Origin of the sequence: Caballeronia eucalypticola, from assembly GCF_047608185.1 — a bacterium.
GTDB lineage: Bacteria > Pseudomonadota > Gammaproteobacteria > Burkholderiales > Burkholderiaceae > Caballeronia.
In genome coordinates this window covers 18,320-43,929 of record NZ_JBLKRU010000047.1, presented here as the reverse complement: position 1 = coordinate 43,929, position 25,610 = coordinate 18,320, and the positions used below count along the sequence as shown (strand labels likewise).

The 25,610-nt window shown below is 59.3% G+C and carries 18 protein-coding genes and 1 pseudogene; 11 read left to right on the top strand and 8 right to left on the bottom strand.

Going from position 1 to position 25,610, the window contains the following annotated elements:
• The first annotated feature begins 1 nt into the window (after position 1).
• Genes ACMX25_RS33610 through ACMX25_RS33590 form a run of 5 tightly spaced genes read left to right on the top strand, consistent with a single transcriptional unit; the run spans position 2 to position 9,052 of the window.
• Positions 2–2,524: an FHA domain-containing protein gene (locus ACMX25_RS33610; protein ID WP_414954210.1), complete on the top strand. Its 2,523-nt coding sequence runs from the start codon at positions 2–4 to the stop codon at positions 2,522–2,524.
• Complete coding sequence (locus ACMX25_RS33605) at positions 2,502–3,875, top strand: HlyD family efflux transporter periplasmic adaptor subunit (protein ID WP_414954209.1); 1,374 nt, start codon at positions 2,502–2,504, stop codon at positions 3,873–3,875. Before ACMX25_RS33610 ends, ACMX25_RS33605 begins: the two co-directional genes overlap by 23 nt.
• Before the next feature lie 50 nt (positions 3,876–3,925).
• Complete coding sequence (locus ACMX25_RS33600; protein WP_414954208.1) at positions 3,926–4,678, top strand: peptidylprolyl isomerase; 753 nt, start codon at positions 3,926–3,928, stop codon at positions 4,676–4,678.
• Between the two features lie 28 nt (positions 4,679–4,706).
• Positions 4,707–7,766: a peptidase domain-containing ABC transporter gene (locus ACMX25_RS33595; protein ID WP_414954207.1), complete on the top strand. Its 3,060-nt coding sequence runs from the start codon at positions 4,707–4,709 to the stop codon at positions 7,764–7,766.
• The gene (locus ACMX25_RS33590; RefSeq protein ID WP_414954206.1) at positions 7,763–9,052 is read left to right on the top strand and encodes a sigma-54 interaction domain-containing protein; all 1,290 of its coding nucleotides are present in this window, start codon (positions 7,763–7,765) and stop codon (positions 9,050–9,052) included. Before ACMX25_RS33595 ends, ACMX25_RS33590 begins: the two co-directional genes overlap by 4 nt.
• On the opposite strand, the gene ACMX25_RS33585 is transcribed toward ACMX25_RS33590, so the two are convergent.
• Complete coding sequence (locus tag ACMX25_RS33585; protein WP_414954205.1) at positions 9,049–9,828, bottom strand: PP2C family protein-serine/threonine phosphatase; 780 nt, start codon at positions 9,826–9,828, stop codon at positions 9,049–9,051. The two genes, ACMX25_RS33590 and ACMX25_RS33585, sit on opposite strands and share 4 nt — an antisense overlap.
• Before the next feature lie 113 nt (positions 9,829–9,941).
• Positions 9,942–10,235, bottom strand: a complete 294-nt coding sequence (locus ACMX25_RS33580) for a hypothetical protein (RefSeq protein WP_414954204.1) — start codon at positions 10,233–10,235, stop codon at positions 9,942–9,944.
• A 509-nt stretch (positions 10,236–10,744) separates the two neighbouring features.
• Here ACMX25_RS33580 and ACMX25_RS33575 point away from each other — a divergent pair.
• The 5 genes from ACMX25_RS33575 to araH all read left to right on the top strand — a co-directional run bounded on the left by ACMX25_RS33575 (position 10,745) and on the right by araH (position 15,928).
• Positions 10,745–11,242, top strand: a complete 498-nt coding sequence (locus tag ACMX25_RS33575) for a lecithin retinol acyltransferase family protein (RefSeq protein ID WP_414954203.1) — start codon at positions 10,745–10,747, stop codon at positions 11,240–11,242.
• A gap of 29 nt (positions 11,243–11,271) precedes the next feature.
• Complete coding sequence (locus ACMX25_RS33570) at positions 11,272–11,520, top strand: hypothetical protein (protein ID WP_414954202.1); 249 nt, start codon at positions 11,272–11,274, stop codon at positions 11,518–11,520.
• A gap of 719 nt (positions 11,521–12,239) precedes the next feature.
• On the top strand, positions 12,240–13,244 hold the full coding sequence (locus ACMX25_RS33565) for an arabinose ABC transporter substrate-binding protein (protein ID WP_414954201.1): 1,005 nt from the start codon (positions 12,240–12,242) through the stop codon (positions 13,242–13,244).
• 39 nt (positions 13,245–13,283) lie between these two features.
• The gene (gene araG / locus ACMX25_RS33560; RefSeq protein WP_414954200.1) at positions 13,284–14,855 is read left to right on the top strand and encodes an L-arabinose ABC transporter ATP-binding protein AraG; all 1,572 of its coding nucleotides are present in this window, start codon (positions 13,284–13,286) and stop codon (positions 14,853–14,855) included.
• Between the two features lie 68 nt (positions 14,856–14,923).
• Positions 14,924–15,928 (top strand): L-arabinose ABC transporter permease AraH, encoded by a 1,005-nt coding sequence (araH, locus tag ACMX25_RS33555; protein WP_299717926.1) that lies wholly within the window; start codon positions 14,924–14,926, stop codon positions 15,926–15,928.
• Between the two features lie 1,039 nt (positions 15,929–16,967).
• Here araH and ACMX25_RS33550 read toward each other — a convergent pair.
• From ACMX25_RS33550 to ACMX25_RS33525, 6 genes are all read right to left on the bottom strand, one after another.
• Entirely contained in the window at positions 16,968–17,897 is a 930-nt protein-coding gene (locus ACMX25_RS33550) for a Gfo/Idh/MocA family protein (RefSeq protein WP_414954199.1), read from the bottom strand.
• Between the two features lie 64 nt (positions 17,898–17,961).
• Entirely contained in the window at positions 17,962–19,704 is a 1,743-nt protein-coding gene (locus ACMX25_RS33545) for an IlvD/Edd family dehydratase (protein ID WP_414954198.1), read from the bottom strand.
• Between the two features lie 176 nt (positions 19,705–19,880).
• Positions 19,881–20,975 carry a galactofuranose ABC transporter, permease protein YjfF gene (gene yjfF / locus ACMX25_RS33540; RefSeq protein ID WP_414954197.1) on the bottom strand — a complete coding sequence of 365 codons (1,095 nt, stop codon included), beginning with the start codon at positions 20,973–20,975 and terminating at the stop codon, positions 19,881–19,883.
• Entirely contained in the window at positions 20,972–22,009 is a 1,038-nt protein-coding gene (locus ACMX25_RS33535) for an ABC transporter permease (protein ID WP_414954196.1), read from the bottom strand. The genes yjfF and ACMX25_RS33535 overlap by 4 nt, the downstream gene beginning before the upstream one ends.
• Complete coding sequence (locus tag ACMX25_RS33530; RefSeq protein WP_414954195.1) at positions 22,006–23,520, bottom strand: sugar ABC transporter ATP-binding protein; 1,515 nt, start codon at positions 23,518–23,520, stop codon at positions 22,006–22,008. Before ACMX25_RS33530 ends, ACMX25_RS33535 begins: the two co-directional genes overlap by 4 nt.
• An 89-nt stretch (positions 23,521–23,609) precedes the next feature.
• Positions 23,610–24,575 (bottom strand): ABC transporter substrate-binding protein, encoded by a 966-nt coding sequence (locus ACMX25_RS33525; protein ID WP_414954194.1) that lies wholly within the window; start codon positions 24,573–24,575, stop codon positions 23,610–23,612.
• A gap of 178 nt (positions 24,576–24,753) precedes the next feature.
• Between ACMX25_RS33525 and ACMX25_RS33520 the strand changes: the two are divergent.
• Positions 24,754–25,609: pseudogene (locus ACMX25_RS33520) on the top strand (SulP family inorganic anion transporter); the annotation flags it as partial.
• Position 25,610 lies beyond the last annotated feature (1 nt).

Below are 25,610 nucleotides of genomic sequence, written 5' to 3'. Positions count from 1 at the left end.
CATGGCTCAAGGGGAAGCTTCCGTTGCCGAGGCCGGGCCGATGCTGCACAAGGCCTTCGATCTCTTGCTCGAGCCCGAGGCCTGCCCCGCGGCCGGTGTCATTCGTATTGACGAAGATTTGTTCGCAGTCGGGCGGTTTGAAGCGCCTTTCGTCGCTTATGAAACCGACGCGGTGGCTCAGTTGTCGAGGCGTCATGCGCGGATCTTTATCGAAAACGGCGCGGCGTACGCAGCGGACCTCGGCAGCAAGAACGGCACGACAGTGAACGGCGTGCTGCTGCGCGATAAACCCGCGCGGATTCACAGCGGCGACGTGATCGGTTTCGGCGGAAAACTCGCCTTCCGGGCGCGGATGGAACCGCGCGCCGCCTCGCGGGCATACACGTCTCAGCCTGTACATATTACGCTGACGCCGGAGCGCGGCGATCTTGGGTTGCATCCGGTCGAACTCATGGAGTTCCCGTTCCTCGTCAGCAAGGCAGACGAGACGTTTGCGCAATACAGTGACCGTTATCCTCATCAGGTTAACTATGTGTCACGGCGGCACGCGCATATTTTCATGAAGGCGGGCGTGCCGTTCGTCGAGGATCTCGGCAGCACCAACGGCACATTCGTCGACGGAAAACGGCTGGGTGAAACGGCAGTGCCGCTTCAAGATGGTGCATCGCTTGCGTTTGGCGGTAACCACTTCGCGTATATCGTGAGCCTGCGGCGAGAAGCCGAATCGGATGCAGCTACGACCACCAGCGCCGCTACGACGACCGCAACCGGCGCAGTCGCTCAAAGCCCACTAGACGATCTGGACAAGACGACGTTCATCGCAACGGCGCATTCGTTCCTGGATATCTTTTGCGTCGATCAGGGCCAACCGTCCGAGGATGAGATCAACCGCGAGCCATTGCCCGACGCGCGTGCTCCAGCCCGCCGCCGCTCTCGCAACAAATTTGTGCGCTTTGTCTCCGACCTGAGCGCGGCATTTGGCGGCGATCGTCCGATGAAGCGCCGGGTGATCTTCATCGGCCTCGCATTCGTCGCAGCAATGATCGCGATCGGCAGCGCGCTTTATTTCAGCGGCACGGCGGAGCGAAATCTTAAGAGCATGGTTGAGCACGGTGATTATCGCCACGCGGTGGTAGTCGCTAATACTTATCTAGGCAAGCATCCAAACGATCCACAGGCGATGGTCCTGGGCACCGAAGCGCTGCTTAAAGGGTATGTGCCGGACTGGCTCGATCGACTGAAACATCGAAGTTTCGACGCCGCCCACTCCGTCGTCTCGCAGATGAACACGTTGGCCGCGACGAATGCCGATGCGCGCTTTCTCGTCGATGAGATCGCATGGATCGGACGGCTTGAAACGTTCATGGCGAGCCGCGAGAAGGCGGATGCTCCTATCCGTATCTACGCCGATGAGAACCGCATGACCGAGCTGCTGAAGCAGTGGGAGAGTGACCCCAGCGGTCATCAACGGCGGCTGGACCGGATCGCATCGACGGTGCCGGCGTTCAGGGACCTGTACGCCATTGCGCTCAGTCATCTGCGCAAGCTCGAAAGCGACGACTCCGTTTACCTCGCGGCCATCGAGCGCCTCAAGGCGAGTATCGACAAAGCATTGGCGCCGGGCGGCGATCCCGACGCGCTAAGCGGCGAGATAGCTGATTACGCCGACAAATACCCGCGCCTGGCGGGCCTCGATCATGTGCAGGACGACCTCCGGCAATACCTGGCGCTCGAGCATGTCCTCCAGTCGCGTCAGCTTGGTCCGATGATCGACGCCATGCAGAAAGCGCGCTTTACCACGCCGCCGTTTCAGGCGCAGCAGCATCAGCTCGATGCGAAGGCTCTGCCTGCGCCGGATGTCGTGCAGCGCTATCTGGCGGTATCGAATGCATGGAACAACGGCAAGACGGAGACGGCTATCGCGGGACTTCGATCCATGGCGGGCGGCCCCTGGGCCGACGCCGTCAGCACCGAGCTCGCGCACAAGCAGGCGGTGGCGAGTCAGTTCGCGGACCTGCAGAAGTCGCGCGGGGCGCAGGGCTACGACGACCGGGTGCTGTCGTTCTACGAATCACTTGATCTCGCCGCGGACGCCTGGTTCGTCAACGCGATCCAGCCGGATCTCACCGCGCTCAGGCAGAAGGCGCTTGCGCGAGCGGACGACGGGCTCAGCCGGGCGCAGACAGCGTGGACGCAATACAGGACCAACGGGGCTATCGGCGGGGACCAGCGGCTTGAAACAGGCCTCTCCGATACCTTCAGGAAGCAGGCGAAGCTGCTCACCGACGCGTGGTCAGGCGCGCAACGCGCCGCGCAGCTCCTCCATCAATTGAAGGCTGACCGTAGTGCGTTCGCTGACAAGCTGCTCGCCGAAATAAGCGCGGAAGTGGACTTGCAGCGGCGCTCGCTGGTTCAGTTGAGTTCGGTACTGGACCCCGGGATTCTCAGCGCAAAGCTGGCGCTGATCGATTACGACAAGAACGCTAACAAAGGAGCGAACGGTGAAGAACGACGCGCGCCTTAAATCCTTTGCCGAATCGCTTGGCGACCACAGCGTGGAGGGTATATCCATCCTGGTGGCGGAGCCGGCGCGGTTGACGCAGGCATTAATCTATACGATGGTCGCGCTGGTCGTGAGCGGGCTCATATGGTCGTTCGTTGGCCGCGCTGACGTGATTGTCACGGCGCAGGGCACGCTCTCGCCCGAGTCGGAAGTACGCCGTTTCTATGCACCCATAGACGGCGAGCTGGCCGATGTTTATATCGCGGAAGGACAGCCGGTTTCGAAAGACGACGTGGTTGCACGACTCAACGCACGCGGTGCGATCCAGGCCGCGACCAACGCGCTGGAAGCGCAATTAAAACTCGATGACGCCGAGCGCGACTGGAAAGAATTCCCGGAGAAAAAGCTCTTGATGGAGCGTAAGGCGGCGGCGCTGAAAGACCAGATGGAAGTGGAAGAGCACTTGCATCAGACCCGCGTGGCCGAAGGAACGAGCAAGCTGGCAGAGGGACAGAAAGCGCAACTTGTGGAAGCCCGCACCGAGCTCGATAGCGCCCGGCGCACCCGTGACGCTGCAAAGCAGGAGCTGGACCGCTACGCCCGGCTGTTGGCGTTGCCGGGCGGTGGCGGGGTCTCGGAGATCCAGGTCGAAAGCAAACGCAACGCTTATATGGAAGCGGATAACGCGACCCGCATTGCTCAGTCGAAACTCACGGAACTCGATTTCCGCCTGAGCCACGAATTCTCCCAGGCGAAAGCGCAGCTTGAAACCAGCGGCCAGGAATCGATCAGCCTGAAGCTGCAATACGAATCGGCCATGCGGGAAATCGCGAGCGCGGGCGACAAGCTGCGGCTGCAATTGCAGACCGCGAGACTCGTTGCAGAAGCGGCGGACCGTATCCGTTTCGAAAATATTGATAAGGATAACTTCCTGCTAATCCTGGCGCCGGTGTCGGGTGTAATCACGGACGTCACGTCGACGCAACCCGGCGACAAGATCCAGGCCAATACGCCGCTGGGGGGCATCGCACCCAAGGACGCGCGGCCGGTGTTGAAGATCGCGATCGCCGAACATGATCGCGCTTTCCTGCGCGAGGGGCAGACGGTCAAGCTCAAGTTCAATGCGTTTCCATATCAGCGCTATGGAGTGATCGGCGGAACGCTCGAGTTCATCTCGCCGGCGACGAAACCGTCACCGGAAACGAGACAGCCGGTCTACGAAGGACGCGTCACGCTCGCCCGTGACTATTACCAGGTGGCGGATACGCGCTACCCGCTGCGCTATGGCATGACGGCGACCGCTGAGATCGTGGTACGCGAGCGGCGGCTGATCGATCTTGGTCTTGATCCGTTCCGGCAAGTGGCGGGCTGACGGTGCCCGTGCCCATCGACTGCTTTCATGTTTAAAAGGGGCATAAAAAAATGACGGCGATTGTGCGAATAGACGATGAAGTCGTCGATGCCGATGAGTTCATCCGGGTGTTGAAACTGACCGGACAATTCGAGGGACTTGTCGAGCAACTCGTGCGTGACAAGCTCACCGTGCGCGCCGCGAAGAAGCAGCACGTAGACGTGTCCGATGCTGAGATCCAGATGCGCGCCGATCAGTTCAGGCGCGTGCGCGGCCTGCATCGCGCCGCCGACATGAACCGTTATCTCGATGCGCTAGGCGTGAACCTGGACGAGTTCGAGGCGTTCATCACGGACACGCTCTATCAGGAGAAGATGCTCGAACAGATTGGTGGTGACGCCGACGTGGAGGCATTTTTCAAGCTGAACTCACCGCGGTTCGACAGCGTGGAAATCAGTCATATCGTGCTTGAAACACCGAGTCAGGCGAAGGAAATGATCTCCTACTTGCAGGACGATCCCGACAGCTTTACGGAGATGGCGCGAGAACATTCGATTGCCGATACCCGCGACCGGGGCGGCGTGCTTGGCAAGGTGTTGCGCGGGTCGCTCGCGCCCGAGATTGAAGCCAAGGTGTTCAATGCGTCGGCCGGCGACCTGCTCGGACCGTTCCCCACGCCCGACAGCACCGCGTACGAAATCTTTGCAGTGACGGCGAAACGTCCGGCTGAGCTGGATGCGGATGTCGCGTCGGAAATTCGCCGCTTGTTGCGCGAGCAATGGCTGCAGGCGCGGGCGCAGGAACACATTATCGAAGCACGCTAGGGCGTCGCGAACGAGAGGAGGCGAGCACATGGACGTACCGCAGAAACTCGATTCCCTGGCCGCATTCCTGGCGACCGTGGAGATCCTGTCGCCGTTTACGGCACAGGAAATCGATCAGCTAGCCGAGCACGCGGAGACGCGGTTTCATGCATTCGGGGAGACCGTCTGCAACGCGGGTGACGCGGCGGACGGACTGTTCGTGATCAAGGCCGGATCGGTGCGGATCTTTACGGAGGAGAACGGCAAGGAAATCAGCATGGGCGTGCGCCGCGAACGCGAAGTGTTCGCGGACATCGCCATGTTGCGCGAGTACCGGCATGAGTCGTCGGTGCGTTCGTCGGGGAAGACGGAATTGCTGTTTATTCCGCGCCGCGTGATCGAGCCGATCGTGGCGAGTAATCCGGCGGCGCTCGCGTTCGTCACGAGCTATGTTGCAATCAGTTCGGCCGGCGGTTTTGTCGCGAAACTCTTCGACCTGCGGGGCAAGATCGACAAGGCCGAGCTGGAGGCGTCGGTGCGCAGCGTCGGCGTGAAGCGGGTGGCTGCGGGCAAGGAGATCATCCATCAGGACGCGCGTGATGACCGGCGGCTGTACGTGGTTAGGCAGGGCGAAGTACGGATCGTGCGCACGGAGGGCGCTAACGAATATCTGCTTGCGACCTTGAGAGCAGGCGAGGTGTTCGGCGAGAAGGCTTGCTTGTTGCGGCAGGAGCAGCAGGCAACGGTCATCGCGAACGTGGATACGCGGCTTCTGGTCGTTCCAGAGAAAACCGTGCACCTCGTGCTTGAACGCAACCCGAAGCTGCGTGAAGTGCTGGAGGACCGCATGCGGTTTACCGAGCGCGAGTTGCAACGCCAGAAAAAGCTGGAGGAACGACGCTCGTTGCCAGCCATGCTCGACCTCCACTCGAAACCGGAGTTGGGCGAGCGCGTGATACGCCGCTTCGCATGGGTGCAGCAAGCAGAGGAAATGGATTGCGGCGCGGCCAGCCTGGCAATGATCTGCAAGCACTACGAGATCTCCATGACGCTCGGCAAGCTTCGCGAACTTGCCAACGTCACGACTCAGGGCGCGACGCTCGACAGTCTCGCGCGAGCAGGAGAAGTGCTGGGCTTTACCACGCGTGGCGTTCAATGCACTTTCGAATCACTGCGCGGTTTCGAACTGCCGTTCATTGTCCACTGGGAGGGATATCACTACGTGGTGGTGTACGGCATATCGAGGAACCAGGTATGGGTCGCTGACCCGGCGGTGGGCTTTCGCAAGATGGATGTAGAGGAGTTCGAGCGCGGCTGGAGCGGCACATGTCTGCTGTTCACAGCGCCACCCGAACTCGCGCAAGCCGCCGTCAGCCGTTCGCCGTGGGTCCGGTTTGTCGGCTACCTGAAACCGTACAAGAAGATCCTGGCGCACCTTTTCCTCGCGACGTTCGTGATCCAGGTGCTCGGCGTGATTCCTCCGCTGATCATCCAGAATATTCTCGACGGGGTCATCGTTCATCAGAACGTCGGGCTGCTGCATTTGCTGATTGCCGGGTTGATCATCTCCAACCTGTTCTCGCAGTTGATGTCGACTATTCGCGCGTACCTTGCGAACTTCATGGTCCGCAACATGGACTTCGCGATGATGTCGCAGTTCTTCCGCCATACACTGTCGCTGCCATTCTCTTTCTTTGCCAAACGCAAGACCGGCGATATTTTTGCGCGCTTCCAGGAGAACCATACAATCCGCGCGTTCCTCACGGAGTCGACCGTCACGACCGCGCTGAACTTGCTGATGGTCTTCATCTACTTCACGATCATGTTTCTCTACAACGTGAAGATGACCTTGCTGCTGATCGGTTTTGTGATTCCGATCATGGCGCTGACCGCGCTCGCCACGCCGAAGATCAAGAACTACGCACGCGAGGTTTTCTCCGCGTCGACTGAATCGAAGTCGTTCCTGATGGAAGCGCTGGGCGGCGTGGAGACCATCAAGGGGATGGGTATCGAGCGGACCGTGCGGCTGAAATGGGAAAAGAAATACGCCAAGTCACTGGAGGTCCAGTATCGCGCGCAGGCGTTCAATATTGCGGTGTCGCTCGGCAGCCAGATGTTGAACGCCGCGACCACGATCGCGATTCTCTGGGTCGGCGCGAACATGGTCTTGACGCACGAGATGACCATCGGCCAACTGATTGCGTTCAACGCGTTCATGGGGAGCGTGCTGACGCCGCTGATGGGATTGATCGGCCTGTGGAGCCTGCTCAACGACGCGGGCGTCGCCATGGAGCGATTAGGCGATGTGCTCGACATGGAGCCGGAACAGAAGCCGGAGGATCTGCCGTCGCGCATCATGCTGCCGGACCTGCAAGGCGAGATCAGCCTGAACAACGTGTATTTTCGCTATGACGGCAATGACACGGAGTACGTGCTGGAGAACATCAGTTTCGAGATCAAGCCGGGTGAACTGATAGCAATCGTGGGCCGCAGCGGTTCGGGGAAGACTACGCTCGCGAAGCTGCTCGTTGGTTTCTACACGCCTACCGAAGGCAAGATGATGGTCGACGGCTACGACCTGAACGTGATCGATAAAAGCGTGTACCGCGCGCAGATCGGCTATGTCATGCAGAGCAACCTGCTGTTCTCCGGGACGATAGCGGAGAACGTGGCGAGCGGCGACGAAGCGCCCGACCGCCGGCGTATTGAAGAGGCCGCGAAGATGGCCGATGCCCACGCGTTCATCAGCAAGATGCCATTGGGTTATGAGCAGATCGTGGGCGAACGCGGCGTGGGTTTGTCGGGCGGCCAGATCCAGCGGCTCTGCATCGCACGCGCGCTGTACCACGATCCACGCCTTCTCGTTTTCGACGAAGCGACCTCCGCGCTCGATACCCAATCGGAAAGCAATATCCTCGGCAACATGCAGGAGATCCTGAAGGGACGCACGGCCGTGATCATCGCCCACCGACTCAGCACGATCATGCGTGCTGACAAGATCCTCGTGTTGTACGAAGGCGCGATCGTCGAACAGGGACGCCACGACGAACTCGTCGCGCGCAAGGGCATGTACTACCAACTCGTGCAAAAACAACTGAGCGCAGCATGAAGATACTCGACGATATCGAAGACCTGCCGGCCAGCCCCGCGACTTCGTACGCCGGTCTGCTCGAAAAGATCGAAATTCTTCGCTCCACATTACGCTGGACGTCGCGCATGGAGCGGCCGGAAATCGAGAAGCTGCTGAGGCAGGCGAGCGTGCTGCGCGACGAGGTCATGCAGTTGTCGCACAGGGAGCGTTTCGTCCAGGCGGCCGTCGCTGAGCCGCAGCGTGTGGCCGGATCGCCGCGCGGGCGCCGCGAGGCGTTGCTCGCGCGAAGCTTCATATTTGAAGGCACTTTCGGCGATAACCCCAAGCTGCTGGAGGCTCTGGAGATTGCCGAGAAGGCCGCGCCGACCGATCTGCCGGTGCTGGTGGACGGGGAGAGCGGAACGGGAAAGGAACTAATGGCGAAGGTGATTCATGCGAACGGCGCGCGTGCGGACAGGCCGTATATATCGGTGAATTGCGGCGCGATTCCGGACAACCTGCTGGAGTCCGAACTATTTGGGCACAAGAAGGGCGCGTTCACCGGCGCGTCGAGTGATCGGAAGGGAAAATTCGAGAGCGCGCATACGGGCACTATTTTCCTGGATGAAATCGGTGAGTTGCCGCTTGCGGGACAGGTCAAGCTTCTGCGCGTACTCGAAGCGCATGAAATCCAGCGCGTGGGATCGGATGAGCCCATTGCGGTCGATACGCGGATTGTGGCCGCAACGAATCGCAACCTGCGGCGCATGAGCGAGGAGGGGCGCTTTCGCGAGGACCTGTTTTATCGGCTCAGTGTGATCCACTTGACCTTGCCGCCATTGCGCGAGCGACGCGATGAAATCGCGTTGCTGCTCGCTTATTTCGGCGACGAAGCCGCAGCAACGCTCAAGCGTCAGCCGGTGAAGATGACGCTCAGGCTGCGCGAGTTCCTGCGGACCTACGACTACCCGGGCAACATTCGCGAATTGAGAAACCTGGTCTACCGGATCGTCTGCCTCGCACCGGAAACGGCGGACATAGAGCATCTTCCCGTCGATATCCGTCCCGGCAGTTCAACCTCTGCAATGAGCGGTTTGGCCGCAAGCGCGGTTTCTCTCAGCGACGCCAAACGCACGGCCAGTGATGAAGCGGAGCGCGCTTTTCTCGAACGTGGCCTGCACGAAGTGGGCGGGACGGTGGCGGAACTGGCGCGGCGCTTCGAGATGAATCGCTCGCATGTGCAGATGCTGCTGAAGAAGCACGGGCTGCATTCGAAGGATTTTCGTAATCACGCGGCGCCCGCTGCGAAGGACAAGGATCACTAGAGGGTTGGATTGATCTGCGTTTTATCGAGGCAGAAAATATCCTCGGCCTGCGCCACGACCACCGATATGTTGTCGCGTCCGCCGCGCTGCAGGGCAAGTTCAAGCAGCCGCGCTACCGCTTGCCGGCAATCCCCTGATGTCAGGACGCCGCCCATCTCCTCGTCGCTGAGCTCGTTGCTCAATCCGTCGCTGCAGAGCAGGAAGATGTCACCGTCATGCAGATCGATACGGTCAGCATCGAGTTCGAGCGTGTCCATTGCGCCGACAGCGCGCGTGATCAAGTGTTTGCCCGGATGATGCAGCGCCTCCTCCGGGCTGATCTGGCCGCGTGCCTTGAGTTCTTCGACCTGGCTATGATCGCGCGTCAACTGTCGCAGGGCACCCTGCCGGCAAAGATAAAGCCGGCTGTCGCCCGCCCACAGATACCCGCAAGACCGCTCGCTCGCCACCAGCATGACGACCGTGCTGCCGATCCGCCGCACTTGCCGTCGCGCGGCTTCCGAGCGCAAGTCCGCATTGACCGCCATGAGCCTCTCGCGCGCTTCACGCATGCGCTCGTCGAGCGGGATGGGTGTGCCGGTCGCCGATGAGCGCTCCAGCCGGTCGATCACCATCTGGCTCGCGACATTGCCAACCGCGTGGCCGCCCATGCCGTCGGCGACGGCCCACAGTCCGTGTTCGGGCATTTCGAGGCAGGCGTCTTCATTGACCTCGCGCACGAGACCTGTGTCCGTGCGGGCGGCCGATGTCCATCGAAACTCACCGGTGTTACTCATGAGACCTCCGATGTCTGCAGCGGCGCGCTTCTGCTCCGAAGCGTTGCCGCGTGAATGGCGAGTCAGAACCGGGTGCTTCGTGTGTGCTTCCGTGCGCGTGGTTTCGTTGCCGTTCAGCCAGCGTGGTTGAGGCTGTGCTCGTTCGGGTTGACCGAGACGTTCGAATTCGAACCGGTGTTATTCACATTGGTGGTCTGGAACTGATTGAGCATCTGTTCAGCATAGAAGTTGTTGGTCGTTTCGTACAGGTTCACGACCGGCATCGCGGACGAGGGGTGTGAATCGATGAAAGGCACCACCCAGCCGAACACCCAACTCCCAGGGCCGTTGCCGCCGTGGATGCAGGTCATCGCTTTACGATCGAGCGTGAGGTCACAGGGAATGTCTTCAATGGCGAGTGCGGTCATGGTGAGGCTCCGGTGGTCTTGCGCGATTAGTGAGGACGGTGAGAAGTAGACGCGCTTCTTCATGCAAGGCGCATGCCGAAAGCGCGGCTGCCGGGATGCGTTTCGCGCTGCGCCTTTTAGCGCATGCGTTTGCGTTGTATTGCGCGGAACGCGCGTGGTCTTCGGTCGTTGCGTCTCGATGGTTCGGCACCAACAAGTGGAGTTGTTTTAGTCGTCGCAAGACCAACACCTGTAGGGCAAGCGATCGTCGGAACGCATAGACGTGTGATGCCCGGATCGTTTTCCCATTGAGCGCTTGGTGATGGGTTTGATCCAACATATCGATCGAAAAAGTGTTGGGTCTCTCACTGTCTTCCAGCTGCCTCAAACCTCTTCATTTTCCTCTGTGCCTTGTCACACAAGGCGATGCATGCATTGGCCCGGTTGATGCAATGACTTGATCAACCGCCGGCTTACTTGCAACACCCCGTTGCAACACCCGGCCTCCACCCTTCAAGGAGAAACCGGTCATGTCGGGCAATCAATCATCCAGGCTCTGCGCTCGACTCGGCCGCTCCATTCCGGATGTCGCCATCGACAGCGAACTTGCTCCCGGTGCTCACCTCGTGACGCAACGCTCGGGCTACGAACATCACGGCATCTATGTAGGCAATGGGCGCGTTGTGCACTACGCCGGCTTCGCGGGATCGCTGCATCGCGGTCCGATTGAAGAGACCACGCTCGACCGCTTCGGCGCAGGTCGGGAGATTCGCATTCGCGTCCACGCCATGCCGATGTACATCGGAGACGTTGCAGTTCGCCGGGTTCGCTCAAGGCTGGGTGAAGACCGTTATCGGCTGCTTAGCAACAACTGCGAACACCTCTGCGCCTGGGTACTTTTCGGCGAGAACCGCAGCTCGCAAGTCGAGGCCTGTCTCTCTCATCCAGGTCTCGCTTACCGCGTGGCAATCGCAATGTTTAAAGGCTGGATCAACACAAGGGGTCGTGACGACCTGCTCGTCGCATAAACCTGTTCATGTCATTGAGGAGAAACATCATGAATACGCAACGTGATTCACTGCGCCGGATAGTCGACAAATGGCTCGCGCCAACACCCGGCACGCCGGTACGCGAGATACGCCTGTGCCGCATGCCGGCGAACCATATTCGCTATGTCCGCGTGGAAGCGCTCCGGCCGAGCGGTGTACTAGCGTTGTTCTTCTTTCGTCACGATGACGGATCGTGGCAAGTGTTTCCGCCCGAAGCTACGCGCATGACAATGAGCCCGCGATGTTTGGCAATGTGATGTGTCGTGCGTTTGCACTAGAGAAGACTGATGCACTGCGGCAAGTGTTTTCCCTAAGCGGCTCACTGGTTCCGGCTAAGCGGATCTAGGGCAAGGCGCTAGTTACAACGACTTGGTCGCGCGTTATCCCAAAGTGTAGGAGCGGCGCACGCTTTTAGTGCTGCAATCCGGGGTTTATCGCTGCTTTAGGCCTTTCTGTCGCGCAACGAGTCGTGGGTATACCGAATTTGATATCGGCATCGCTGAAAATCTGATTGGAAAGGAATCGGCCGCTTCCTTAAGATGCACTCGAATATTAAAATTTTGAGACATCACCGCTTCAATGAAACGCCAATCGCACGTTCCCCCGCTATTCAAGCGAACCATCGGCGGTGGCCGCGCAACGAGCGCAACCGTGTACCTTTCTACTCATTCTCTCGCTCCCGGTGAGGCCGTTGACGACTGTGTCGACGTGCTATCGCTTGCCGTCGAAACAGCATTTGCCCGGCGCACGGAATCACGGAGATGCACGCGGGATTTCAAGCGCGCGAGCGTAAGCGCCGCAACGAACAAGCTCGACAAACCATGCTGCCAAACCGCCTGTCCAGCGGCTTGGCGCGGGCTGAAGATTGACCAGCAGCACCCGCTGTAAGGCAAGAAGGGCGAACGGGCTGCAAGCCTGCGCCCGCTGCAGAACACCCAAGCCATGCAGCCTTTATTCCACACCCGGAGACGCCACCATGAATCACAAGATTCGCCGTTTGACCCTGTCCGCTATTGCTGCCGCCACGCTTGGCATTCCGTTCGCCTCGCAAATGTCCGCTCACGCCGACGAGCCCTTGAAGGTAGGTTTCCTCGTCAAGATGCCGGAACAGGCATGGTTCATCAACGAGCAAAAAGCGGCGACGGCACTCGGGCAGAAGGAAAAATTCTCGGTGGTGAACATTGGTACGCCGGACGGTGAGAAGGTGCTGTCCGCTATCGATAATCTCGGCGCGCAAGGCGCTCAGGGCTTCGTGATCTGCGCGCCCGACGTGCGCCTCGGACCGGCAATTCAGGCTCGTGCAAAACGCTACAACATGAAATTCGTGACGGTCGATGACCAGCTTGTCGACTCAACGGGCAAGCCGTTGCCGAACGTGCCGCACCTTGGCATGTCCGCGTTCAAGATCGGCAATCAGGTAGGCACCGCCATCTCCGATGAAATGAAAAAGCGTGGCTGGAAACCTGAAGAAGTAGGCGCATTGCGCATCACGGATTACGAACTGCCCACCGCTAAGCAACGTACGGATGGCGCGACGGAGACGCTGTTGGCTGGTGGCTTCAAGAAAGAAAATATCTTCGATGCCCCGCAAAAGACGACGGATGACGAAGGCGGTTTCAATGCGGCATCGCCGGTGTTGTCGCAGCATCCGAACATCAAGAAATGGGTGATCTTCGCGATCAATGAAGAGACCGTTCTGGGCGCTGTGCGCGCGACTGAACAACTGCATATTGCGTCAGCCGATGTGATCGGCGTCGGTATCAACGGCGCGGGCGAAGCGTTCGCCGAGTTCCAGAAGAAGGAACCCACTGGCTTCTTCGGCACCATCGCAGTGAGTTCGACGAACCACGGCAAGGACAGCACGCAGAACCTCGTCGACTGGATCAAGTCTGGCAAGACGCCGCCGGCCGATACACAGACCACGGGCAAGCTGATGGTTCGCAGCAACTGGCAGGACGTGCGCAAGGAATTGGGTATCTGAGCGTTTCGCGACGGGCGTGGTCCTGGTCAATGAGGGTCAATGAGGGTCGATGACCGTCGACCAGGACCACGCCCCGATTTAGTTTTCAACGAGGAACGCCCAATGACGGATACCGCAGTGGCTACGGCCGCGCCTTATCTTTTGCTCGATAACATCACCGTGCGTTTCCCCGGCGTGCTTGCGCTCGACTCCGTGTCGCTGGACGTGCGCCCCGGTGAAGTCCACGGGTTGATGGGCGAGAACGGCGCGGGCAAATCCACTTTGCTGAAGGTGCTTTCGGGCGTCAATTCAACGAGTGGCGGCAGCTTGTCGCTGGACGGCGTGGAGCAGCAGTTCACGACCACTAAAGCAGCTATTGAAGCAGGCGTTGCGATCATTTATCAGGAACTGCATCTTGTTCCGGAACTGACCGTGGCCGAGAACCTGATGCTTGGTGCAATGCCAAGCCGCTTCGGCGTGCTCGATGAAAAGGCCTTGGTCAAGCGCGCGATCAGCGAGCTTGACCGCCTGGGAGAAAAGATCGATCCGAATATGCAGGTCAAGCATTTGTCGATCGGGCAGCGGCAGATGATCGAGATCGGCAAGGCGTTGATGCGCAACGCCCGCGTGATTGCGTTCGATGAACCTACTAGTTCGCTATCGTCGCGTGAGACGGAGCAATTGTTCAAGATCATCCGCGCGCTGAAGGAAGAAGGGCGCGCGATTATCTATGTCACGCATCGGATGGATGAGGTGTATGCGCTTTGCGATCGCGTGACGGTGTTTCGGGATGGCCGTCGTATCGAGACATTCGAGGAAGTCGATGGACTCGAGCGCGACCGCTTGATCAGTTGCATGGTCGGGCGCTCGATTCACGATGTGTACGGATACCGCACGCGCGAGATAGGCGAGGTGCAACTCGATGTCCAGGAACTGATGGGACCGGGCCTTGCGGAGCCAGCCTCGTTCAGCGTGCGCAAAGGCGAGATAGTCGGGTTCTTCGGGCTCGTTGGCGCTGGACGTTCTGAGCTGATGAAGCTGATTTACGGCGCGGTGAAACCCGTATCCGGGCAGATCGTCCTCAAGGGTTCGAAACGCAAGTTCAGGTCGCCGCGCGACGCGGTTCGTGCCGGCGTGGCGCTGTGCCCGGAGGACCGTAAGCAAGAGGGCATTGTCGCGATTGCTTCAGTATCCGACAACCTGAACATGAGTTGCCGGCGGCATTTCAGCCCGTTCAACATTCTGAACAACCGCAAGGAAGCGTCGACTACCACTGACTATATTGCGAAGCTTGCGATCAAGACACGCAATGGCAACACGCCGATTGGCACGCTCTCAGGCGGCAATCAGCAGAAGGTCATTCTCTCGCGGTGGCTCGCGGAAGAGATCGATGTGTTCCTGATGGATGAGCCTACACGCGGTATCGATGTCGGTGCGCGCAGCGAGATTTATGGCCTGCTGTATGCGCTCGCGGAAGCCGGGCGAACAGTCATCGTGGTGTCGAGCGATCTGGCCGAAGTGATTGGCGTGGCGGATCGCGTGATGGTGATGCGCGAAGGAAAGATAGTTGGCAACTTGCCCAAGGCGCAGGCCACGCCGGATCACTTGATCAAGCTCGCGCTTCCCGGCTGATAGCACGTACGGTTACATCAGAGACTACCCGCGGCGCGTATCAGCGCGTGGCGAACGAAAGAGACATTATGCAAATCACTCCAGTCACCAATCAGTCGAATCCTGCCGAAAGCACGGGCGCTCGTGCGCGTGCCGCGCGGACCTGGGACCTCATCAACAAGTCGGGCATCGTCATGGTGTTCGTGATCTTGTTCGCGACGTTGTCCTTTACCGTGCCGGATTTCATCAGCTCGCGCAACATCCAGGGCTTGCTGTTGTCGGTCACGCTGATCGGCTCCATTTCCGTCACCATGATGTTCGTGCTGGCGCTGGGTGAGGTGGATTTGTCGGTGGCGTCCATCGTGGCGTTTGCCGGGGTGGTGGCGTCGACGCTGATTACGAGCACGCATAGCGTGACGCTCGGCATAGCGGGCGGTGTGCTGGCAGGCGGCGCGGTCGGGCTGGTGAACGGCGTGTTGATTGCGCGCTGGAAGATCAATTCGCTGATCGTCACGCTGGCCATGATGGAAGTGGTGCGGGGGCTGGCTTACATCACGTCGAATGGCGACGCGGTGATGATTTCCGAAGAGCGTTTCTTCGATTTGGGTGGTGGTTCGTTTCTGGGGATCTCGTTTCCTATCTGGTCGAATATTGTTGGATTCGTGATATTCGGTTTCCTGTTGAAGAAGACGGTGTTCGGGAAGAATGTGCTGGCCGTTGGTGGCAATAGCGAAGCGGCGCTGCTGGCCGGGTTGCCGGTGATGCGCATCAAGATCACGGTGTTCGTGCTGCAGGGGCTTGTGACCGGGTTTGCGGGCGTCATGCTGGCATCGAGGATGAGTTTGGGCGACCCCAAGACTTCGGTCGGGCTGGAGTTGGGCGTGATTTCAGCGTGCGTGCTGGGCGGCGTTTCGCTGACGGGCGGCGTGGCTACTATTTCTGGCGTGCTGGTCGGGGTGTTGATCATGGGCTCGGTGCAGGACGCAATGAGTCTCATGAATGTACCGACGTTTTATCAGTATCTGATTCGCGGTGGGATTTTGCTGTTGGCCGTGCTGTTCGATCAGTATCGGAGGAGCAAACGAGTCGCTTGATTTTCGTTCGCACTTGGGGGGATTGGTGCCGGGATGCTAGGTTCTGGCGTTAGCGGTCGGGTTCAATGCCGGGTTGCACGGGATCTGCGTTAGCGGTCGGGGTCATTGCCGGGTTGCTGCTTTCCAGGTTTTTGCGGGTTCGGTGTTAGCTGATTTCTTTATCACTATTAGCCACTGCGCGTGGCGGCGCGTCATTTCTTTGTCCAAAGCGACAAAGAAACGAAGCAAAGAAAACGCTTTCACCGCTCTACCCTAAGTGTCCACAGCGTGCAGTTTCTATTCATGGGTGCCCCAAAAGCACGGTGCTCGCCAGAGCCACGGATGGTTGAAACCCTCCTTCTCGCGAATCCTGACAGTAAAACGCTTCGCCCCGTACGCTCTCGGGCTAGCACTAGCGACTGAACCCGCCCAAGGAGCACCGCGCGCTATCCGCGGAAAACCAATCACCGAATTTATATGCATGACGAACCACTTCGCCAACCAATAAGAAAATGGCCAGCCAAACACGTAAGGCCGTACCCCACGAAAACGTCCATGCGATTCACCAGCCAACTCACCAAAAATTGAAGCAATAAATGCACATCAATCTGTGATCCGCAACGCTGGACATGCGACCTCTTCGGCAAAGACTGTTCAACCAAGCTACCAAGACCGGCACCTCAAGTATGCGTGGCGCCGTACCGGTTCGTGGGGCTCCGGTGCTAGCCCGAGACGTACGGGGCGAAGCGTTTTACTGTCAGGATTCGCGAGAAGGAGGGGTTCAAACATCCTAAGCTCTGGCGAGCACCGTGCTTTTGGGGCACCCATGAAATGGAACTGCACGCTGTGGACACTTAGGGTAGAGCGGTGAAAGCGTTTTCTTTGCTTCGTTTCTTTTTCGCTTTGGAAAAAGAAATGACGCGCCGCCACGCGCAGTGGCTAATAGTGATAAAGAAAACAGCTAACGTAAAACCCGCGAAGACCTAAAAAGCAGCAACCCGGCATTGAACCCGACCGCTACCCTCAGAACCTCCCCCCGAGTGCGAACGAAAACCCCGTTCTATTCTTCAAACGCCTCAACCTCGTGCCGCCCCCCAAGCAACATCGCATCGGCGACATGCTGCAGCGGACTCACATCAACATCACTAGCCCCGGTCGAGATCAACTCGAAGAACCGATCATAAAGGCTCGGATATTCCCTCTCCGGTCCGATGTCCTTCACCTGTCCATCGATCTTCAAAAACTTCCCGCCCTGAGCCAGATGCAAGACACCATCGCGTGTAGTCACCTCGATCTGCCACAACTCTTGCGGACCAAATCGCCAATCAAATTCCGCGCGGATCGGCGTGCCAAGCGCGTCGCTGAAATCAAGATTCGCAGCAATCGGATTGTGTCGGTTCGCCGGAACAAACAACTCCGCCGACTTCAGGAAAAACGCATGCGGCAAGATCCGCGTGATGATCGATAAGGCATTAATACCCGGGTCAAACACACCCAGCCCACCCGGTTGCCAGATCCAGTCCTGACCCGGATGCCAGCGGCGCACATCCTCTTTCCACAAGACATTCACCGCCGTAATCTCTTTGCCGGCCAACCACGCACGCGCAGTTTCAACACCCGGCGCATGACGCGAATGCCACGACGCAAACAACGTGCATTGGTTTTGCCGCGCGAGTTCGGCGAGCACCGTCACTTCAGTCACGCTCGCGCCCGGTGGTTTCTCAAGCATCACATGTTTGCCTGCTTCAAGCGCCGCACGCGCCTGGGAGAAACGCACTTGCGGCGGCGCGCAGAGCGACACCGCTTGCATGAGCGGCTCGGCCGCCAGCATGTCCTCGACATTCTGGTAATTGTTGACCCCGTCAACCCGCGCGTTCCGGCTCGCGCCCGCAATGAGCTTGAACCGGGAGTTACCGGCAATAGCGGGTAAATGCTGATCGCGAGCGATCTTGCCGACACCGGCAATGCCTATCGCAACTTGCTCTGTCATGGTTAAACCTTAAAGAAAGCTTCGTTGATATGGTACGCAATCGTCGTGCATGCAACGCGCCGGATCAATGCGAATGCCTCGGCACATCGGCGCCCCGACATCCTACGAGAAAATCGAAGTCGCATCCCTGGTCCGCTTGCAGGACGTGATCCACGTACAGCTTTCTATACCCGCTTGTGTCCGCCGGCGCAACGGTTTGCACTTCGGCCCAATTAGCGAGACGCGTGGTGAGTTCCGCATCGCTGACATCAAGCTGCAGCTTTCCCGCAAGGCAGTCCAGCTCGATCCAGTCGCCTTCCTGCACGACCGCAAGCGGCCCGCCCGCACGCGCTTCGGGCGCCACATGCAGCACCACAGTGCCATACGCCGTGCCGCTCATTCGGGCATCGGAAATTCGCACCATGTCGGTCACGCCTTGCGCCAGCAGCTTGGGCGGCAAGCCCATGTTGCCGACTTCCGCCATGCCCGGATAACCCTTCGGTCCGCAGTTCTTCAACACGAGAACCGAGTCCGCGGCGACGTCGAGTTCGGGGTCGCCGATGCGGGCTTTGTAGTCATCAAAGTTTTCAAACACGACTGCGCGCCCGCGATGCTTGAGCAATGACGCCGTCGCTGCCGACGGTTTGACGACCGCGCCGTTGGGCGCGAGATTGCCGCGCACGATGCACAGGCCGCCATCGGCGACGAGAGGTTTGTCGAGTGGACGGATGACTTCTTCGTCGTAAATAGGCGCCTCTTTTGAGTTCTCCCATAACGAATGGCCGTTAGCCGTCAGCGCGTCAGGGTGGGGCAGCAAACCTGCTTCGCCCAGGCGCCGGATCACGCCGGGCAAACCGCCCGCGTAATAAAACTCCTCCATCAGGAAGCGCCCCGATGGTTGCAGATCAACGAGCGTCGGCGTGCCGCGACCAATGCGCGTCCAGTCATCGAGTTCAAGATTCACGCCGATGCGTCCCGCGATCGCCTTCAAATGAATTGCGGCATTCGTCGATCCGCCAATGGCCGCGTTCACGCGAATGGCGTTTTCAAAGGCCTCTTTCGTCAGGAGTTTCGAGAGCTTCAGGTCTTCCAGCGCCATCTCCACGATACGCATGCCCGACATATGCGCGAGCACGTAGCGCCGCGAATCCACGGCCGGAATGGCGGCGTTGTGCGGCAGCGTCACGCCGAGCGCTTCAGCCATGCAGGCCATCGTGGATGCCGTGCCCATGGTGTTGCACGTACCCGCCGAGCGCGACATGCCCGCTTCCGCCGACATGAATTCGTGCAGCGTGATCTTGCCGGCCTTCACCTGTTCGCTAAGCTGCCAGACCACCGTGCCCGAGCCGATATCGCGGCCATGATGCTTGCCGTTAAGCATCGGGCCACCGCTCACCGCGATGGCGGGCACGTCGCAACTTGCTGCGCCCATCAACAAGGCGGGCGTGGTTTTATCGCAGCCAACGAGCAGCACGACGGCATCGACGGGATTGCCGCGGATCGATTCCTCTACGTCCATGCTGGCGAGATTGCGCGTGAACATTGCGGTCGGGCGCAGGTTCGATTCGCCATTGGAGAACACGGGAAATTCGACCGGGAATCCGCCCGCTTCGAACACGCCGCGCTTCACATGTTCGGCAATCTTCCTGAAATGCGCATTGCAGGGCGTGAGTTCGGACCACGTATTACAAATGCCGATGATCGGCTTGCCCTGGAATTCGTGATCGGGGATGCCCTGGTTTTTCATCCAGCTTCGGTACATGAAACCGTTCTTGTCGGCGCTTCCGAACCATTGGGCGGAGCGCAGCGGGCGTTTTGCGTCTGACATCGATTTTTCCTTAACCGTTGCTATGTGTTTGCTGATTCAATACTTCATTTGCCCGAACGCGCTTTGCGTTCAGGACCTTTTTTGTGATTGCGCTTTATGCGCTGACTATCCGTTTTATAGAACATGCAGAGCAGTCGTGCTGTCTTACATCTCTTACTGCTGTCCTTGGATCGCGTTTAACTCCGCGATCCGAGCGCGACGGGGTCGGCTTTATTCGCGGCATCGTGTTGCCGTGCCGCATCTCGCCGCTTGAACTTTGACCTCGCTCGTTCGCCCGACGCGGTCCCATCCGATTTGCGCCGTGCCGCATGCCGTTCGATCACGCGCTGCAACAGGCAGAACGCGCACAGCAAGGCGCCGATAACGATGCGGGTCCACCACGAGCTCAGCGTGCCGTCGAACGTGATGAGCGTCTGGATGGTCCCGAGAATGCCGACGCCGAAGACCGATCCGATCACATAACCGACGCCACCCGTGAGCAAGGTTCCGCCAATGACCGTGGCGGCGATTGCATCGAGTTCCATGCCTTGTCCTTGCAAGCCGTAACCCGAAAGCACATACAGCGTGAACACCACGCCGCCCAGCGCCGAGCAGAAGCCGCTCAACGCATACACGCCAACTTTCGTGCGCGCCACGGGCAGCCCCATCAGCAATGCGGACCGTTCGTTGCCGCCGACTGCATAAACGTTGCGCCCGAAACGCGTGAAGTGCGCGACAAAGATGGCGCCTAATAGCGTGGCAATCGCGATCAGGCCGCCGGCGGTGAGCGATGCGCCGTGGATATCGATGTGAAAGCCCGACAGCGCGTGGAAGGCGGGATCGTTGATGGTGATCGACTGCGTCGTGATCAGGAAGCACGCGCCGCGCGCGAGGAACATGCCCGCCAGCGTGACAATGAACGGCTGCAGCTTGAAGAAGTGGATCAGCGCGCCCATCGCGGCGCCATACAACGCGCCAAGCATGAGGACGAGCGGCACGATGACCCATATTGGCCAGTGCAGATGTTCAGCGAATACAGCGCAGAGGATGGTCGTCAACGCGACGACCGATCCCACCGACAAGTCGATGCCGCCCGATACGATCACGAACGTCATGCCGATCGCGACGATCAGCAAGAAGGCGTTATCGACGAGCAGGCCGAGCAGTACTTGTAGCGAGAAAAATCCGGTGTACATCACGGAGCCGAAGCCGAACAGCGCGATGAACAACACAATAGTGACGACGATCGGCAGCGTACGCGGATCGACCAGGCGATCGAGAAGGTTCCTCATTTTGCAGCCTCGCTAAGGGGCTTTTTCATGGCGTAGGGAAGAGCACGTTTTAGTTGCCGCATGATGACCGTGCGGGCGGTGGCCGACTGGATCACGCTGACGACCAGCACGACCGCTGCCTTCACGACCAGCGTGGCTTCGGGCGGTACGCCGATTGAGTACGTGGTGTATGTCAGCGTCTGGATGATCAACGCGCCGAGCACGGTTCCCGCGAGGCTGAACTTCCCGCCGAGCAGTGATGTACCACCCAACGTGACGGCGAGAATGGCGTCGAGTTCTAGCAACAAGCCGGCGTTGTTGCCGTCGGCGCTGCGCACGTTGGAGCTGATCAGAATGCCTGCAATAGCCGCCGTTAATCCAGAGAAGGTATAGACCCCAAACACGATCGCGCTCGAGCGCAGTCCGACCAGTTTCGTGGCCACTGGATTAATACCGATCGCACGAATGAACATGCCGAGCGCGGTGCGATTCATGAGCAGCGCAGTTGCGGTTATCGCCCCAGCCGCGACCCACACAGAGCAGGGCATTCGCGCCAGATATCCGCCGCCCACCAAAAGATAACCCGGTGCGCCGATAGGGATAATCTGGCCGCCCGTAAGCAACTGCGCGACGCCGCGGCCGGCCACCATCAGGATCAACGTGGCGATGATCGGCTGCATGCCGACGAACGCCACCAGCACGCCATTCCACATGCCGGCGAGCACGCCCACTGCGAGCGCGGCAACGAGCGCTTCGCTGACCTGCGAAGGATTGTCGGCGAGGATGCTGGCGGCTGCCGCACCGGCAATAGCAACGACCGCACCGACGGAGATATCAATGCCGCGTGTTGCAATCACGAGTGTCATGCCGAGCGAGACGAGCACGAGCGGTGCGGCACGATTCAGGATGTCGATAGGCGCACCAAACCAGTGGCCGTCGAGCACGGTGATTGAGAGGAAGTGCGCGTTCTGGCTCAGGTCGAGCAGGATCAGCAGCACGAGCGTGAGGACCGGCCAGACGAGAGGATGCTGCAAAGCGGCTTTAAGGCGGTTCATCGGCTGCCTCCCGCAATGAGTCTGTACACCTGGTCTTCCGACGCCGCGTGCCCCTCGACCTCCGCCACTTTGCGCCGGTCGCGCAGCACGGCGATCCGATGACTCACGCGCACGACCTCGCTCACTTCCGACGAGATGAAAACAATGGCAAGCCCCTTTGCACAGAGTGCCAGCACGCGATCCATGATTTCGAATTTGGCCGCGACGTCGATGCCGCGCGTGGGTTCATCGAGGATCAACATCCTGGGTTCTGTCGCGAGCCAGCGCGCGAGCAGGACCTTCTGCTGGTTGCCGCCCGACAAAAGTCCAATGGGCTGTTCTGCATCGGGCGCCTTGATGCCCAGGCGCTCGATATAGTCATCGGCTATCTGGCGCTGTTTCGCCCGGCTGATTGCCCGCCACCAGCCACGTTGCACTTGCAGCGCCAGAATGATGTTCTCGCGTATGGAAAGATCCGCGACAATGCCTTCCTTCTTCCGGTCCTCCGGGCAATATCCTATGCCGCGACGCACTGCATCGCGAGGAGAACGAAGCTTTACCGCCTTGCCGTCGATAGACATCGCGCCCGCATCCGCCCGTTCCGCGCCGAACAGCAACCGCGCGGTTTCGGTGCGGCCTGAACCGAGCAGGCCGGCGAGTCCGAGGATCTGACCGGGCTGTACATCAATATCAACAGGATTCATCACGCCACGCCGGCCGATGCCGCGCATTTCGAAAAATGACGGCACGGCAGTTTTCGGCGCGGGTGGTTCGTCGGCAGCACGCTTGAGGCGTTCGGTCATCCGTTCGTGGCCCACCATCTTCGAAACGAGCAGTTCGACTGGTAAATCGCGGGCAAGATATTCGCCTTCGCGCTCGCCATTACGCATGACCGTGATGCGGTCCGATATTGCATAGGTCTGCTCTAGAAAGTGCGTGACGAACAGGATCGCCATGCCCGACTGCTTGAGCGAACGCAACACGTCGAAGAGTCTGGCGACTTCACCATCGTCAAGGCTCGAGGTGGGTTCATCGAGGATCAGAACGCGCGCATCCACCGACACCGCGCGCGCGATGGCCACCATCTGCTGCACGGCGATGGGATAGGTATCGAGTGATTTGGTCACGTCCAGGAAGACGTTCAGGTCCGCAAGCGCCGCTTCGGCTCGCGCATGAATGGTCTTCCAGTCGATAGCACCACGCCGCTTCGGTTGCCGTCCCGCGAATACGTTTTCAGCGACAGACAAATTCGGGCAGAGGTTCACTTCCTGATAAAGCGTCCTGATTCCAGCGGCTTCCGCGTGAAGCGGCGTCGCGAAATTGACGGCTTCGCCACCGAGCCGTATCTCGCCTGCATCGTGTGTGTGGACGCCGGTGAGTACGTTGATGAGCGTCGATTTACCGGCGCCGTTCTGGCCCATCAACGTATGGATTTCGCCGGGAAACAAGCTGAAATCCACGTTCTGCAACGCCTTGACACCCGGGAACGACTTGGAGATGCCAATGGTTTCAAGAATAGGCGAGCCGGTCATGAACGAGGCCGTAAAAGGGGATTGAAAACGGGCGCTGCGAGTCCGCCGTTACAGCCGGACTCGCGGATGTTCTCCGTAACCGCTGCGGCCTAATACTTACGCTGCGGCAGGACTTGCGCGGCCACGCTCATCGGGAAAATGGTTTCCTCGGTCACGATGCGCTTCGGCAAGGTCTTGCCCGCCTTCACGTCCTTCACGGCCGTCATGAGTTGCGGCCCAAGCAACGGACTGCATTCCACGTCGACGTTGATCTTGCCCGCGACCATGGCTTCAAAGCCGCCCTTGGTGGCGTCGAACGAGACTACGGTCACGTCCTTGCCGGGCTTGATGCCGGCTTCTTCCATCGCCTGGATTGCACCGAGCGCCATGTCGTCGTTGTGGGCGTAGACCACGTTGATCTGCTTGCCGTAGGTCTTGATGAAGGCTTCCATGACCTGCTTGCCGCCGGCGAGCGTGAAGTCGCCGCTTTGCGAAGCGATGACCTTGAACTTCGGATCGTTCTTGATCACTTCGAGCAATCCGGCGCGACGATCGTTGGCCGGTGCCGAGCCAACCGTGCCCTGCAATTCGGCAATGTTGATCGGACCTGCATCGTTCTTATAGTGATCTTCAAGCCATTTGCCTCCACGACGGCCTTCTTCGAGGAAGTCCGAGCCGATCATGGTCACGTACAGCGACGTGTCTTTTACATCGATATTGCGGTCAGTGAGAATCACCGGGATCTTGGCGTTTTTCGCTTCGATCAATACCGGCTCCCAGCCGGATTCCACGACGGGAGAGAACGCGATCACATCGACTTTCTGCGCAATATACGAGCGGATCGCCTTGATCTGGTTTTCCTGCTTTTGCTGCGCATCGGAGAATTTCAGATTGACGCCGGCGTCTTTAGCCGCGCTTTTGACCGAAACGGTATTCGCGGTGCGCCAGGCGCTTTCCGCGCCGACCTGGGAGAAGCCCAGGGTGATCTTGTCATCGGCGTGGGCGGTCAGGCTTGCGCCCAGCAATAGGGCAGAACCAAGCAGCGCACCAATGGCTGCGCGTCGAGCATGTTTCATGGTTGTCTCCGATTTAGTTGTGTTTGTGTTCGGTACTGCCGCGCTTGATGCACTCGGTGCGTCCAATGATTTTGCGCGGTCATCTGATTAGGGACGTACCGGGATGAAGCGTAGCGCCGGGGTTCATGGCGGTCCAATCAGTTATTCGGTGTTTGCGATACCAGAATTGATATGAAAGGTGCCGTCGGCACTGGTTGCCATCGTGAGCGTCGGCATGCTCAGCCATCTCACGCATCTGCCCACCCGGACTTTGGCCGACATGGCGCATATTGCAGGCGCCTTTCCAAGCTTTCATCTGCCGCGGATACCGGTCGACTTCGAGACTTTTCGGATTATCTTTCCCTACGAGCTGCTCATGGCAATAGTGGGTTTGCTGGAAACGTTGCTCACTTTCAATCTCACCGATGAGATCACCGAGACCAGTGGCCAGCCTAATCGCGAATGTCTCGCACTCGGCGTTTCAAATGTCGTGTCGGGTTTGTTCGGCGGCATGGGCGGTTGCGCGATGATCGGTCAAACCATGATCAACCTGAGTTCCGGAGGACGCAGCCGCCTGTCAGGCGCGGCGAGCGGCATCATGATCCTGCTCTTCATCCTCTTGCTGTCGCCGCTCATCGAACGGATCCCCTTGGCCGCGCTGGTCGGCGTGATGTTCGTTGTCGCGCAACAAACCTTCGCATGGGGATCGCTTCGAGTGCTGGGTAAAGTGCCCCGCAACGACGCGCTGGTGATCATCGCCGTGACGGTCATCACTGTTTTTACCGACCTGGCCATTGCCGTGTTGTGCGGCATCGTCATCGCCGCATTGAACTTCGCCTGGCAGCATGCCCGCGAAATCCGCGCCGAGGTTAAAAGCAACGATGAAGATGCGCGGACCTATGTCTTTGCACGTGGCTGACCACTCCGCGATTGTCGCTTTCGAAACGCTGAGGGACCGCTATCAAAAGGCCGGAAGGCGTTTACGATTTGCGAACCTGTCGACGCGTAATCAACATATTCTTGAACGCGCCGGCGTTTCACTCGCCAACGTCTGAG